This is a genomic window from Pseudomonas sp. Q11, assembly GCF_024494355.1.
GTDB classification, from domain to species: domain Bacteria; phylum Pseudomonadota; class Gammaproteobacteria; order Pseudomonadales; family Pseudomonadaceae; genus Aquipseudomonas; species Aquipseudomonas hefeiensis.
This window is the reverse complement of sequence record NZ_JAKNQY010000035.1, coordinates 38,776-53,401: the sequence shown is the minus strand read 5'-3', so window position 1 is coordinate 53,401 and position 14,626 is coordinate 38,776. Positions and strand designations below refer to the sequence as shown.

At 60.5% G+C, this 14,626-nt stretch carries 8 protein-coding genes; 6 read left to right on the top strand and 2 right to left on the bottom strand.

Features of this window, described 5'->3' with window-relative positions; genetic code table 11:
* Positions 1 to 353: 353 nt before the first annotated feature.
* From cobG to MA884_RS25810, 5 genes are all read left to right on the top strand, one after another.
* Complete coding sequence (gene cobG, locus MA884_RS25830; RefSeq protein ID WP_256233159.1) at positions 354 to 1,703, top strand: precorrin-3B synthase; 1,350 nt, start codon at positions 354 to 356, stop codon at positions 1,701 to 1,703.
* Entirely contained in the window at positions 1,696 to 2,322 is a 627-nt protein-coding gene (locus MA884_RS25825) for a precorrin-8X methylmutase (RefSeq protein WP_186731096.1), read from the top strand. The genes cobG and MA884_RS25825 overlap by 8 nt, the downstream gene beginning before the upstream one ends.
* The gene (locus MA884_RS25820; RefSeq protein ID WP_256233161.1) at positions 2,322 to 3,053 is read left to right on the top strand and encodes a precorrin-2 C(20)-methyltransferase; all 732 of its coding nucleotides are present in this window, start codon (positions 2,322 to 2,324) and stop codon (positions 3,051 to 3,053) included. Before MA884_RS25825 ends, MA884_RS25820 begins: the two co-directional genes overlap by 1 nt.
* Positions 3,053 to 4,750: a precorrin-3B C(17)-methyltransferase gene (gene cobJ, locus MA884_RS25815; RefSeq protein WP_256233160.1), complete on the top strand. Its 1,698-nt coding sequence runs from the start codon at positions 3,053 to 3,055 to the stop codon at positions 4,748 to 4,750. Before MA884_RS25820 ends, cobJ begins: the two co-directional genes overlap by 1 nt.
* Positions 4,751 to 5,139: 389 nt before the next feature.
* Complete coding sequence (locus tag MA884_RS25810) at positions 5,140 to 12,216, top strand: TcdA/TcdB pore-forming domain-containing protein (protein WP_256233158.1); 7,077 nt, start codon at positions 5,140 to 5,142, stop codon at positions 12,214 to 12,216.
* An 80-nt stretch (positions 12,217 to 12,296) separates the two neighbouring features.
* Here MA884_RS25810 and MA884_RS25805 read toward each other — a convergent pair whose 3' ends face one another.
* Entirely contained in the window at positions 12,297 to 12,944 is a 648-nt protein-coding gene (locus MA884_RS25805; protein ID WP_256233157.1) for a hypothetical protein, read from the bottom strand.
* 239 nt (positions 12,945 to 13,183) lie between these two features.
* Between MA884_RS25805 and MA884_RS25800 the strand changes: the two genes are divergently transcribed.
* Positions 13,184 to 14,005, top strand: coding sequence for a hypothetical protein (locus MA884_RS25800; RefSeq protein WP_256233156.1), 822 nt, complete (start codon positions 13,184 to 13,186; stop codon positions 14,003 to 14,005).
* 20 nt (positions 14,006 to 14,025) lie between these two features.
* Here MA884_RS25800 and MA884_RS25795 read toward each other — a convergent pair whose 3' ends face one another.
* On the bottom strand, positions 14,026 to 14,622 hold the full coding sequence (locus tag MA884_RS25795) for a MarC family protein (RefSeq protein WP_076382842.1): 597 nt from the start codon (positions 14,620 to 14,622) through the stop codon (positions 14,026 to 14,028).
* Positions 14,623 to 14,626: the final 4 nt, after the last annotated feature.

The window sequence follows — 14,626 nt, the reverse complement described above, 5'->3', positions numbered from 1 at the left end:
TGTGTGTCCGCCGCAATTCCCCTGTGGGAGCGAGCCTGCTCGCGAAGGCGTCGGCACATTCAGCATCAGCTTTTCCGCCAGACCGTTATCGCGAGCAGGCTTGCTCCCACAGTTTTGATTGGGGGTGTTCACAGGTTTTTGTGCCCGACACACATCCCCTGTGGGAGCGAGCCTGCTCGCGATGACGGCGGCCCATTCAGCATCGCCGGTTCAGACAGACCGCTTTCGCGAGCAAGCCGGCTCCCACAGTTTGGAGTGGGGGCGTTCGGAAATTGGGTGTCCGCCGTCAGCATTCCGACCAGCAAGCTTTTCATGACTCCCGGCAAAGCAGGCATAATGGCGCTCCTTCGCCAATGTGGCGTTTCTTATTTGCCGGTCTTCCCTTGAACGAACGCCCATCCTCCCTCGTCGTACGCCCCTCCGGTTGTCCGGGGTTGCTGCGTGTCGTCCAGGCGCTGGACGGTGGGATCTGCCGGATCAAACTCGATGGTGGTTCCATCCAGGCGGATCAGGCCGACGCCGTGGCGTTGGCGGCCGAGCGGTTTGCCGGTGGCGTTATCGAGGCGACCAACCGCGCCAACCTGCAAATCCGCGGAGTTGGCCCCCAGCATGACGCGCTGATCGAGTCATTGCTGAACGCCGGACTTGGCCCCCGCAAACCGGCTGGCGATGACGTGCGCAACCTGATGCTCAGCCCCTCTGCCGGGATCGACCGGCAGATGCTGCTCGATACCCGCCCGTTGGCCGAGCGGATTCTTCTCACCCTGCAAACCCATGAACGCTTGCATGAGCTGTCGGCCAAGTTCGCCGTGCAACTGGACGGCGGGGAAGGGTTGGCGATGCTTGAACATCACCACGACCTGTGGCTCTCGGCGCTGGTTCGCAACGGTGAGCCGTGGCTGGCCTTCGGGCTGGCCGGCGCCCCGCTGGATAAGCCGGACGGCGCCGTGCCCTCGGCCCTGGGACATGGGTTGGTGGTGGCGGTGCTGGAGTTGTTTCTCGACCTGGCCCGCCCCGACCAGACGCGCATGCGTCACTTGCTGGCCGAAATCCCGAGGGATGAATTGCTCGTCCAGTTGGCCCGCCGCGTGCCGTTGCAGCCCTGTCCGGATTGGCGGCGGGGCGAGTCCATCGACGGATTGCACATCGGCATCCATTCCCAGCACGACGACCGGGTCTACGTTGGCGCGGCGGCGCCGCTGGGCCGGCTCGACGCGGTCATGCTGCGAGGCGCGGCACAATTGGCGCGGGACAAGGGTGACGCCAGCCTGCGTTTCAGCCCTTGGCAAAGCCTGCTGCTGCCCAACGTGCGCCGCGAGGATGCGCACGATGTGCTGGCGCGGCTCGAGGAACTGGGGCTGTTGTGCTCGGTCGATCAACCTCTGGCGCAACTCATTGCGTGCACCGGCTCCAGTGGTTGCGGCAAAGCCCTGGCCGACACCAAGGCCGATGCCTGTCAGTTGGCCGAGCTGCTGCAACGCCAGGGCCGTGCCCTGAAGATCCATCTGTCGGGCTGCCCGCGTTCTTGCGCGGCGGCCCATGTCGCACCCGCCACCTTGCTGGCAGTCGCCCCCGGTCGTTACGACCTGTATTTTCGCGATGCGACGCTGCCGGGTTTCGGCGCGTTGCAGGCGCACGATCTAACTATTGAAGCGCTCGGCCACTGGCTCGACGCTCGCCCCCGGAGCCCCCTTGATGCTTGATTACATTCGCGACGGTCAGGAGATCTATCGCAACTCCTTCGCGATCATTCGCGCTGAGGCCAACCTGGCGCGCATACCGGCCGATCTGGAGAAACTCGCGGTGCGGGTGATTCACGCCTGCGGCATGGTCGAGGCCATCGATGGCCTGCAGTTTTCCGAGGGCGCGGGCACGGCCGGGCGCCAGGCGCTGGCCGCCGGTGCGCCGATCCTGTGCGATGCGCGGATGGTCAGCGAGGGCGTGACCCGGGCTCGCTTACCAGCGAACAATCCGGTGATCTGTACCTTGCGCGACGAGAGTGTGCCGGCGTTGGCCCTGGAACTGGGCAACACCCGTTCGGCCGCCGCCCTGGAGCTTTGGCGTCCGCATCTGGAAGGCAGCGTCGTGGTCATCGGCAACGCGCCGACCGCGCTGTTCTACCTGTTGGAGATGCTCGATGCCGGCGCGCCGAAGCCGGCACTGATCCTCGGTTTTCCGGTGGGCTTCGTCGGGGCCGCCGAGTCCAAGGCGATGCTGGCGGCCAACAGCCGTGGTGTGCCGTTCGTGATCATGCAAGGCCGGCTCGGCGGCAGCGCCATGGCCGCCGCGGCCGTCAACGCCCTCGCTACGGAGGTTGAATGATGCAGCAGCCTGGACGTCTGATCGGCCTCGGCGTAGGCCCCGGTGACCCGGAACTGATTACGGTCAAGGCCCTGCGCCTGCTGCGCGAATCGCCGGTGGTGGCGTATTTCGTCGCCAAGGGTAAAAAGGGCAACGCCTTCGGCATCATCGAGGCCCATTTGCAGGAGGCGCAGACTTTGTTGCCGTTGGTCTATCCGGTGACCACCGAAGTGCTGCCGGCACCGCTGTCCTATGAACAGGTCATCGCCGACTTCTACGACACCGCCGCCGAGCAGTTGGCCGTGCATCTGGACGCCGGTCGCGACGTCGCGGTGATCTGCGAGGGCGATCCGTTCTTCTACGGCTCCTACATGTACCTGCACGATCGCCTGGCCGAGCGCTATGAGGCCCAGGTCATTCCCGGCGTGTGCTCGATGCTCGGTGGCGCCTCGGTGCTGGGTGCGCCGCTGGTCTATCGCAACCAGAGCCTGTCGGTGCTCTCCGGCGTCTTGCCCCACGACGATCTCAAGCGTCGCCTGGCCGATGCCGATGCGGCGGTGATCATGAAGCTGGGACGCAATTTCCCCAAGGTTCGCCAGGTGCTTCAGGAACTGGGCATGGACGGGCGAGCGCTATACGTCGAGCGAGCGACCATGGCCAACCAGAAAATCGTGCCGTTGGATGAAGTCGAGCCGATGTCCTCGCCGTACTTCTCGTTGATCATCGTGCCGGGCGAACGGTGGCAGGGATGATGGCCGCCAAGGCGCCGGCCATCGTCATCCTCGGCCCGGGCAGCCTGGCGACGGCCCGACGGATCCAGCAGCACTATCCCGGCGCCCTGATCCACGGCCTGGCCGGGCGGGTCGAGGGGGATCGGCAATATCTGGAGTTCGGCGCGAGTTTGCGCGAATTCTACCAACAGGACACACCCATCATCGCCCTGTGCGCGGCGGGCATTGTCATCCGTACCCTGGCGCCGCTGTTACTGGAAAAAGGCGCCGAGCCACCGGTGCTGGCAGTGGCCGAGGACGGCAGCGCCGTGGTGCCGCTGCTGGGCGGCCTGGGCGGTGTGAATGACATGGCCCGGGACATCGCGGCAATGTTGCACGTCGCGCCGGCGATCACCACCAGCGGTGAATTGCGTTTCGGCACCTGCCTGCTCAATCCACCCAGCGGTTACAGCCTCGGCGACCTGGAGCAGGGCAAGCGCTTCGTCTCCGACCTGTTGGCCGGTGAGGCGGTGCGCATCGAAGGCGCGGCACCGTGGCTGGATCAGGCGCAGTTGCCGCAAGACCCGCAAGCCCGACGCACGATCCACGTTGGCCATGCCGAGCGTGAGGCGAGTGCCCATGAACTGCTGATTTATCCACGCAGTGTCGCGGTGGTGGTGAGCGCCGAGGTGGCTGGTTTGCCAGGCGCCGTTCGTGCCGCTTTGCAGCAAACCAAAGTGGCGATTCCGAGCCTGGCGTGCCTGGTGGCGGCGGATACGCTGATGGCCAGCACGGCTTTGCGCGACGCCGCGCTGGAACTCGGGGTAGCGCTGCGCTTCGTGGCGGCCACAGGCGATGCCGCCACCTTGGCCCGCAGTTCGGTGCCAGCGGCGACCCTCCTTTGGACAACGGACAACCTGGCCATCGCCGTCGCCGCGCAACCTTTGGAGGTGGCACGAATCGGTCGCCCGCGCGGACGCCTGGCGGTGATCGGCCTGGGGCCGGGCGCTGCCGAGTTGATGGTGCCGGCGGTGAAAGCCGAACTGGCGCGGGCCACCGATGTGCTCGGTTACGAAACCTACGTGCGCATGGCCGGCCCGTTTCGCGACGATCAAGTGTTGCACTGCACCGACAATCGTGAAGAAATGCAGCGCGCTCGTCACGCCTTTGAACTGGCTGCCCAAGGTCGTTCGGTGATCGTGGTGTCGTCCGGCGACCCGGGTGTCTTCGCCATGGCAGCGGCGGTGCTCGAAGCGTTGCATGAATCCAGTGACCCGGCCTGGCACCAGGTTGACCTGGAGATCCTGCCCGGCGTGTCCGCCTCCCTCGCTACGGCCGCCCAGGCCGGTGCGCCGTTGGGGCATGACTTCTGCGTGATGTCGTTGTCGGACAATCTCAAGCCCTGGTCGATCATCGAGAAGCGCCTGGACTTGGCGGCCGAAGCCGATCTTGCCCTGGCCTTTTACAACCCGATCTCCCGTTCCCGGCCGTGGCAGTTGGGGCGGGCGCTGGAGATTGTTGCGCAACATCGGACGCCTGAGACACCGGTGGTCCTGGGGCGTGACATCGGTCGCCCGGGCCAGACCCTGCGTGTCACCACCCTGGGGCAACTGACCCCGGAGCAGGTGGACATGCGTACCATGGTGCTGATCGGTTCTTCCACGACCTGCGTATTCCCTCGCGCCGAAGGTGGCGAGTGGGTGTACACACCGCGCTGGTATGGCAGCAAACCGCTCTGATGAACCCCGGCGGTCTGTTCGGATCGCCGTCACCTGACCCTCTTTGCGGTGGCTGTAGCCATTGTGCACAGTCTGTTCAACTAATTTAATTAAGTTTGCTTTTAATGACTGAAACAGCAAGTAAAAGTGCGCAGCCTGTAACAGTGGGTGTGGTTTTATTTGGAAATTTATTGGCTTTTAAAGTTGGTTGTAGGGTGGCGAAAAAGTAGGTTATTTTTCTTTTTCATTTTGACCGTGAGCAGGGTTTGTTTTGGAGGGGGGTTTTTAACTTCGCTTGGAAAGAAGTCTGTGCTCGTAAGTATTTAGAAAACTTTAATATCTGATGGTCTGCCAGCGCTCTGGTCAGAGTGCTGGCGGCTGTTCATCTACAATAAATGGATGTGTTGTCAATGAATGAAACTAAGTTTTCATCGGCGAATAGTTACGTCGATTTTATGGGCTTGTTGAAGCTGAAAGATCTTGAACAGGCATTAATTTCATACAAGGGCACCGATCAGTATGATGCGGTGCTTCGGTATTACTTCGCTTGTATCGCCCTGCTGGACTCTCCACAAATGCTGGAGCCGCTGGGCTTGCTCAAGCAAGCGTTGGGGGCTTTACAGGGCGTTGGCCGGCGACGTCGTACGCCGGAGTTGCCGTCGGGCCCCGAAGGTGCCGGGGCTGCGAACCTGGGGCTGATCCACGACAAAATAGAAAACTTCGAAACGCGCCTGCACAACAGCTTCGAGCAGTTGCGACTGCCCGCCACCGAAGTGCCGAAAAACCTGCATTTCGTCTGGCTTGGCGGCGGCGTGGGGGCGATTCAGCGTGACTACATCAATATCTGGAAGCAGGTGATGGGCACCGAGGGTTATCGTCTCTATCTCTGGCATGACAGCGATGCGTTGCTGGCTTATGAAACCAATCGGATCATCGTCGAGGCCGCCAAGGCCGATGCGATGCTCCATGGCGGGCAAGACAGTGTCGATGGGTTCGCACTGGGCGACCTTTATGAAGAACGTGCCATCGTTCTGAAACAGCAGATGTATGCGCACATCACTAAGGCCGTGAAAAACGGTGGCAGCGCCGATGAGGCGAGAATCGATTTGCTGGTTCGGGCCTATGGTCAGGATGAGGCTCGGCTGATGGCCCTGAGGGACACGAATCGGCTCAGCCTCCAGGCACTGGCTGGAGATCACCTGGTCCTGCGCGACCTGGCCAACGGTGAAACGCCCCTGCAGTTGAAGGACATCTACGCGCGCGAGGTCAGCCTGCGCGGCAATTTTGCCGCGGCCTCCGATGTGGTGCGCATCGAAGCCTTGTTCGCCGAAGGCGGCCGTTACGCCGATGTCGATAACCTGCCGCCCTTGTTGGAAGAATTGGGCGGGGTGGACATCCGGGCATTCAAGACGGATGCGCGCCTGGGTGTGCTGCAGTTGATGCTTGATCGAAACCCTGAGTGGATGCCCGGCCGGCAAGCGTTGCGTGGCCGATACACGGATTATTCCGAGATGATCCCGCCGGAGCATCGCGGGGCACTCGAACGTTTTGCTGATAGCCGACCCGGATTGGAGCGCGTTTTCCGCACGCCGGTGGAGCGTCTGGCGCGCCCGGACGAACTGCGAGCCGTTGTGGCACGGAATTCCTTGAGTAACGCGTTCCTGATGGCTCACCCTGAGTCCGCGATGCTCCAGGCCGTGCTCGAGCGGTACCGGCTCAACTATGAAATCGTCGACGCCACCGCGCGCCTGGCCGATGAGCAAAACGTTGCCCTGACCGATGTCAAAGCCATGATCGAGCTTGCGCGGCAGGCCGCTACGAAGGTTTTCGGTGCTTTTCATGAACTGGCGCCGGAAGTGGAGATGGCCGCGGCTTTTCTGGTGGAGGCTGCCGCCACCTACTACAGCGATGGCATTCGCCCCCAGAGTGAAGTGACGATCTATCTGACCGGCCCCGGCGGCATGCGCGAGGGGATGAAGGCTTACCAGCGGGCGCATTTCACACCTGGCACCGCTGAAAAGTGGCAAGCGGCGGCTGCCATTCCGGCCTTCAACACTGCCAACCTGGCCACCGAGGAAGAGCAGGATCACTCTTGGAAAGAGAGCGAGAGTGACCTTGGGCAATGGCTCAAGAACGAGAAAAAGCGCTGGCAAGAAGGTCGGTTCAAGGCCCGGTATGCCGGTGAGCTGGCCGAGTTGCTGGTATACCGCACCCTGCGGTTTGACGAAGGCTGGCCGCTGATCGAGGGGCGTCACGTGTTGTCCACCGAGCTGTTGCAGCATCTGGCCGATGAGTTGGGTGCGCCCTTCATGCAGGCGATGAATCGCAGCCATAACGGTGTGGTGACCTTCGACAAGGCCATCCCCCTGGGCTTTGATGAGCGTCAGTCGATCCGCGCCCAAAGCGCTACGGTGTTGCCGCCTGCATCGTTGAGCGATCCGCAGGCGCAGCAGTGGTCTATCGCTGAACTCTTGAACCGACTCGCCGACGGTCATTTTGATGTCGTTCAACTGAGCCCCTTGCAACGTCTGCTGCTGGGCGCCTTGACCGGGGCAAAGGCGCTGGATAATCGCAGTTTCGACACGGTTCGCCCACAGTTGGATAACCTGATCAACAACTTCAGCAAACCGGGTACCGCCGGCAGCTACGCGGCGATCGAGCGCGCGTTGTACCAGCAGCAGGCACCGGCATTTCTGGCCGGGCTTGCCAGCGCGGCCGATTCTCCGCCGGGGCGTGACGAGACCGCGCTGGGATTGAAGAAAATCGCCCTGGAACAGCCGCTGACGCTACGCCAGTGGGGTCAGCAGGTTGCCCGGATCCAGCAGGCCGCGAAACTGGAACACCGGGTCCGGATTATTGAGCGCGTCGGTGTGGTCCTGGACGGTTTTGAAGACGGCACGATCAAGCTCGTACCGCAGGATTTGTTGCTTCAGGGCGAGGGTGACCGGGTCGGCGGACGTTGCTATCCACTGGCCCTGACGATGGCGGCGGCCTTGTCGGAGGGCTTGGCCGCGGTCAATACCCTGCGCGAACGATTCTTCCTTGGGGTCATTGAGCCTGAGGCAAGCGATTCGCTGACTTTCCTGAGCAGCGTGGAGTCGTTGCGCGACGTGCAGCTCAGTGAAGTCGGCCGTGCGCTGGCGCGTTCGAACCTGAAGGAGGTCGTGGACGTTCTGCAAGCCAGGACAACGACCGCCACGCTGATGCTCAACTCGGACAATCACGCCATGCTGGTGGCCAAGACCCTTGAGGGCGAACGCAGTACATATCATTTCTACGATCCGAATTTTGGCGTGTTCGAATTCGAGGATTCGACACAGTTCAAACAAGCGCTGGAGCAGTTCTTCCTCGAGCAGGACATGGCCCGCTATTACGCCGCCTATGGCGATGCGACGCATCCGACCTTCGACCTGATCGAATTGGACGGCGCGGGGGTGTTGGAACGGTCATTGCCCGGTGCCATAAAGGTCTCGCAACTGCTGCGGCCCGGCGCCTTGCCCGGACAGTCGAGAGTACCTGTCAGGCAACGGGTGGCCAGTGCCCGAGGGCAGTCACTCCAGAACAATCCTCGACTCGGCAGTTGCCTGCTGGCACTGGACGGTCATTGGTGGGCGCAGCAGATCAGTGACGTGACCCTGCATCTGCAGCAGGTGAATCAGTTGGCGCCCCCTCTTGTGCCGTTGTTCGACACCCTGGAGGTCATGCCGGACGGGGGGTATCGGATGAGCCTGGTGGATCCCGCCAATCCTGAGCAACTGGTGCGGATCAACACGGACGACCATCGACTCTTGCGGATAAAAAACTATCTCTCGGAGCGTTTTTCGGCCTTGGCCAATAGACCCTCGGTTTCGAGCGATCCCACCGAGGTGGGGAGCGTCCATACCCTTAACGCCGGTTTCGCCATACAGGCGCTGATGAACGGGTTGAGAGGGCGGGAGGGGGCTGATCGATCCCTCACCCTGGCGGTCCGGCTGCATGCCTATGTCAATTACGCGCAATTGGTGCATGGCAACGTGGTCGACATTGCCGGGTTGGTCGGTCTGGTCCGGCAAGCGCTGGCAGAAGAAAAACTGATTGCCCGTACCGTCGCGCCTGTGGTCAAGGCCTCGGTGGGGACCAGTGTGAGCGAGGCGACCGGGGGATTGCTGCAGTTGGCGAATGTCGGGTTCGACATCTACCAGTTATCGACTGCACAAAACGAAGTTGAACGCGCCCAGTTCGGCACCCAACTGGCGTTCGACTCGGCCAGTCTGGTGTTGGCGACGGGCGCCTACGTCGCCGGCGCCACCACCGCCGGGGCGCTGCTGGGTGGCGCTGCTGTGATGCTGGGCGGTCTGGCGGTGGGGGTGGCGGCCTTGGCCCAGGGGTTCGCGAACATTGCCGAAGAGGCCAGGCAAGTCGGGCTGTTTTTTGATGAAGTGGCCAAGGCTCACCTTCAGCCCTATCGGCTCGACGCCGGCGGCGGTACATGGCTGCCGCGCCCGTCGCTGATCGTCCAGACACTGGATCTGAGCCGCGGCGAGCTGGTGCTGGACAGCCCCAAACTGTATCCGCTGCGCGATCATTTCGGGGTGCCGACGTTCGATGATGATTACCCTCGGGCGATTGATATTCGTCGAGAGCTGGACCTGCCGGATCGAGTCAGCATCACGTTGCCCGCTGGCCAGGCCATCATACTGCCGTGCACACCGCAAACCTGTTACCGCTATGAGTACAAGGCGCTGCCATTCGCCAGTCTGCACCATGACACGGGGTTCGACACGGCACGGCGTCTGGAGAAAAGGAAAGCGGATGGCGGCTGGCTGTTTCTGTTTTCCTTCTATTCGTTTCCGAGTGACTACATCCTCCATCGCCTGTTTGCCCCGGACTATCGGCCAACGGTGATCAGAGTGTTGCTTGATGCCGTTGATCGCTCACTGGTGGTGCCCGTGCTTGCGCAGGCCTGGCACGGAAAAATCACCTATCAGGTTCGGGGCGCTGGCAAACGATGCGCATTGGAGCTCAATCCCGGCGTGAACCTGAGCCTCCAGTCGAGGCGTTCGGAGAAATCGGCTTGGGTGCTGAACGCTCATTGGGCCAACGAAGGCGATATCCGGTTCGAGGATGAGGGGAAATTGTTCGTCGGTGGCGTTCAGGTGAGGTTCCTTGGGCCGGGTTCCCATGAAGTTCTGCTCCGGGTCACCGACAATCAAGTGTTCCAGGTTGACTTAGGTAAGCGCCAACTGACCCTTGTCGAACAGGATATGCCAGCGGGCATGGATCGACAGGTGTTGCAGGGACACCTCAAGACCCTGGCTCAACAGCACCGCCTGGTGATGCCGTATACGCCTGTTCACCACTATTTGATTCCGTTCGAGGACCCCGACGAACCCCGGTACACCCCGGCCTGGTACGACGCGAAGGCGGACCGTTTCCTGTACATCCGTAATGACCTGCCGGGTGCCGATCAGGCGCTGCTGGGAGCGGTGTCCGGCAGCCACGCGTATTTCTACGATCCGCAGAATGTCATTGTCTGGCAGGTTGACGCGGTGACCGGCCTGCTGACCCATCGTTACTGGCTGTGGGCCTCAAGAGATGAGAGCGTCATCAAGCGCGTCGAGGCGGACGCGCAGGGGGTGATTCATGTGGTCCAGGAAGTCACCTGTGCTAATCAGAGCCGCGATGTTCTGGTCTATGTGATCCATGATGGGCAAGTGCTGCTCAGTTCGGTCACCCGCGACCTGGCCCCGGCGTTGGAGTCGGTCTTGAGTGCGCGTGAGTTCTTGCCTGACTGGTCGAACGTATTGGGCAGTGGTTATCCCTTTACGGCGTCTACTGACGAAAGCGACACCTTTGTCACCGTCAATTGGCAACCGGCGCCGTTCGTTTCGATCTGTTGGCAATGCGAGCCAGCGGTGCGGGACATGGCCTGGATTCGTCGCAGCGATCGCTTGATCGTCCGTCCCTCACCGGCGCGTAATCATTACCGTGGCTGGCCCGACTCGATCAAGAACATGACCGACCTGACGCTGCTCTCACCGGCGGACGATAGCGATACGTTCGTCATCTACAACAGGCTCACACAAGAACTTTGCCGTAAGCAGCGCACCCAAGTGGCGGGCAAAGGCGAGTGGTCCGTTAAGTGGCGGCGACCCCGGAACCTGGAAAATATCATCGCGGTGGATGGTGGCTACCTGGCGCTGACCTCCGATGGCCTGTTTTTCAACCTGACGAGCCAGGGCAACCTGGAGCTGGGCGGCTTGAGCGAAGCATGGTTCAAGGACCGGGTGCATTGGTGGTCTGCCCTGGAGCCACTGGCCCGGCAGTACGCGAGCGAAAGCTTTGCCCTTATCGGTTTGACGAACTTCAGTGGTGAGGTGAAGTTGTGTGCCTGGTATGTCGGCAACAGGCTGTTGCTGGCTGAGGGCGGGCACGCAAAGGAAGTGCGTCTGCTGGGGGTAACCCCGGATGGTGAGGCCGCCTGGTTATTCGATGTATCGAGTGGTGAGGTCTATCGCCAGGCGTTTATTGATCCGCAGAAACTGGAGACTGCTTTTGGCCAGGGCTTGCAATTGCTGAAGATTGACGCGTTACCCGTCGCGCAGCGTGAGTGGGCGCCCTGGCAGTTCGCTGAGCTGACGGTCGACGGGCCAGGGCTGCGTGGCGTCACCTTCGAAGGCGTGGTGGTCACACTACGTGATCATGAACCGCCATTGATCACCGGCGTCACTCGTGATTGGGTGGTCGCCCAAGGTGACCGGGAGCAGGAGGGGCTTGAGCAATTGGCGGCCCAGTCGTTGCGTAGCGCGCTGCTGTCGGTGGAGGAGCCCGGTAGCCTGAAGTGGTTCGTCGCCGAGACCGGGCGTGTAATTCGGGTACCCAGGACCGCCATTCCGGAATCCTTCGAGTTATTGGGAACCCAGCGGCAGACCAACGTATTGCTTCATGAAAACCAGAACGGAAAGCTGCTGGCCTTTCCGGCGATGGGACATGTGGGGCCACTCAGTTATGTCCAGCGTGAAGGCGAGGTACTGGCCGTCGAGGGCCACGAAATGAAGATCGATGATCTTCTGCCGCTGATGCCGGACGATGTCACGACCCTGGTCCTGCGCATGGGCCAGGGCGCCGTGAGTTACCGGTTGTCAAAGGCTGCCTGGTTGCGGGTCAAGTCGGTCATCCTCGACTGCCGGCACTCGTTGGGCGGCGCGGCGATAATTCCCGGTAAGTTGATCTGGGAGCTGCATGACCCTGACCCGTTATTGCTGAGCAAGGTCGATGAGCACCTGGTGATCATTGATCCTGACAGCGGACATAGCGTGATTTTTCGTGAAGTGTATGCCACGGATGTCAACTTCCGTGGAGACGCGTTGCTCAGCTTCGGCGGGAATCGACATTATGCCGTCTCGACACTGGTAGAGCGATTGAGTGTTCTGCCAAACGCCCAGGCCGGTAGTACGCTGAAAGAACTGTTGGAGGGGTCTACTGTTGAGGAAAGTAATCTGGTGTGATGATCGTGAGCAGCGTTGAGTGAAGAAAGGGTTGTCGGTGATATTCATCGACAACCCTTTTTTATGTCGCCACTAATGACTCAGGAGACGAACCCCTTGCGCAAGGCAAAGCGCCGCATGAGGTGTTCATCCAGTTTCTTTTTGATGAGCACTCTTTTGCTGTCCAGCGCGCTTCTGTTCAGTTTCAGGAACGCTTTACGCTGGATGATTCTGGCGGAGCGCTTTTCCCAGTCCCAGAACAGAAAGCTGCGTCTTCTTATGTCAACGCTCATTTCGAGTTTATACAGGGCGATATTGAGATTGCCTTGTGAGTCGTATCGGGTGGGAATGATTTGAAATGTCTCGCCTTCGCGTGTTTCTTTATCAAGGGACAGCATGGCCGGGTTGTGGGTCTTCAACGTGTCCAGCGTATCGATCATCGCATTCGCCTGCCCTGAGTCCCGCATGGCCTGCGCGCTCTCCACCAGGAAGTCCGCCACGGAGCCCGAGACGATATGTTGCGTGCGTGTATGGATGGCGTCGCCATACAGCGACCAACCGAGGAAATTCAACGTGCGGACATACTCTTCAAACCAGCCCTTGGGGTCCGCATAGCGATGATGGCCGAGGTCGGCCGATCGGGTGGCAATGTTGTTGCAGTCGGCGATGTCGTTGTGGTCTTGCGCAGACGGTGCTTCGATGTAAGAAAGCAGAGTGGGGCCTGTGACCAGTCCGGTTAATTGATTCATAAAAAACGCTCTCCGTCAGAGTTGGTATGTTGTGCTTTATGAATACAACAACGGTCGGAGTCTTCAAGTATGTGGGGGTGGTTAATTAAAGTCTGGATGTTTTAGTTGTGAGGGTTGTGCTGCAAGTTTTGGGTGGGCTACATATATTGTATTCAGTTTTGGGTTGTTGGTTTTTTGCTGAGTCATCTAGATTGTTACCTGTCCGCAGGAGCGGTCATATAGTTAACCAAGGAAGTGATATGGAACAGTTTGAAAGTGAAATCAGCGTGGCACAAAGTGTTGAATTGATTGGCGCGCGTGTCAATCGACGTAAGGCATTGGCGTCTGCCAGCCGGCGTGTACGCAGGTCTATCGTGCAGTTGCAGGACAGCCCGACCAAGGCAATGGATGCGCTCATGCTGGGTGATGCGCTCGTAGGCTATGGCAATAACATGTCGCTCAATAATATGGCGATCATGGAAAACCTGATGACCATGGCAATCATGGAGGCCAACTTTGAAGTTCCCGGCGGCAAGAATACCCACGCGTGGTATGACGCGTTCATCCGCTGTCTGCAAGACCTCGGGTGTTTTGTGGCCGATGACGGTTACTCGCGCTATTCCGAAAGTTCGCTGCGGGTGGATATGGACAACGTCATCAGCGATATCGTCAAAGGGATCATTGATGGCGCGAAAGCCAGCATTCCGGCGGCGGCAGTGCTCGGGACTGTCGTAAACACTACGATTGATGGCTTGAAGCAGGACAAGGGAACCCTCGATCTGTTCGACACTCAGGCCAAGTCGGCCGATGGCGCGCGCTTGTCCGTCATCCCGTGCGAGCAGTTGTCCAACGGTCTTCTGATCGCGTCCTGCGCCTCGATAAAACAGTCCGGCTCTTCGAATAACGGCGGGGTTCTTTTCGTGAATTGGCAAGCTTCAGCGCGAGAGATCTTCCGCGGTAAGTCGTTCGTGACCTTCAATCCGGTTCGCTATGAGGAGTTCAGGCAGGACATCGAAGAGTACCTGGGCGAGCATCGCAAAGAGGTACTGAAACAACGATTCAGCCGTCGCAAGCGCGCCTGAATGTTCAGGCATCGCCATCGCTACGGCACCAGGTAGCCCCGCACCCCGGTAAAAATGATCTGCGCCGCCAGGGCACAGACAAACAGCCCCATCAGGCGGCTGACGATCTGTAAGCCCTGGTCACCCAGAATCCGCTCGATGCGGCTGGACAGGTAAAGCACCACGCCGACGGTGAAGCTGGCCAGGGCGATGCTGATGATGGCCATGAGTTTGTCGTCCCAGTGCGGCTGGCTCACACCCATCACCAGCAAGGCGCCAATGGTGCCGGGGCCGACAGTCAACGGAATGGTCAGCGGGACGATGGTCACGTCCTGCTGAACATTATCTGTCTGTACGGCTGACTTGCCTTGCGCCATGCCCAGCGCCGAAATGAACAGCACGCTGCCGGCGCCGATTCGGAACGCATCCACGGTGATGCCGAACACGCTGAAAATCACCCGTCCGAACAAGTACAGCAATACGCTGGACACCAGCGTCGCGATCGCGACTTTCCAGGCCAGGCGCCGTTGTTCCTTGCGCGAATAGCCGCGAGTCAGGCTGATAAAACACGACAGCACGAAGAAGGGGCTGTAGAGCACCAGCATCTTCAGGTAAACGCTGAACAACACATGAAGCATGGTC

Bases quoted from the DNA above. Each gene is read 5' to 3' on its own strand.
- cobJ (WP_256233160.1), top strand. From the start codon at position 3,053: ATGGCCGCCAAGGCGCCGGCCATCGTCATCCTCGGCCCGGGCAGCCTG.
- MA884_RS25805 (WP_256233157.1), bottom strand. From the start codon at position 12,944: ATGAATCAATTAACCGGACTGGTCACAGGCCCCACTCTGCTTTCTTAC.
- MA884_RS25820 (WP_256233161.1), top strand. From the start codon at position 2,322: ATGCAGCAGCCTGGACGTCTGATCGGCCTCGGCGTAGGCCCCGGTGAC.
- MA884_RS25800 (WP_256233156.1), top strand. From the start codon at position 13,184: ATGGAACAGTTTGAAAGTGAAATCAGCGTGGCACAAAGTGTTGAATTG.
- cobG (WP_256233159.1), top strand. From the start codon at position 354: ATGTGGCGTTTCTTATTTGCCGGTCTTCCCTTGAACGAACGCCCATCC.
- MA884_RS25795 (WP_076382842.1), bottom strand. From the start codon at position 14,622: ATGCTTCATGTGTTGTTCAGCGTTTACCTGAAGATGCTGGTGCTCTAC.
- MA884_RS25810 (WP_256233158.1), top strand. From the start codon at position 5,140: ATGAATGAAACTAAGTTTTCATCGGCGAATAGTTACGTCGATTTTATG.
- MA884_RS25825 (WP_186731096.1), top strand. From the start codon at position 1,696: ATGCTTGATTACATTCGCGACGGTCAGGAGATCTATCGCAACTCCTTC.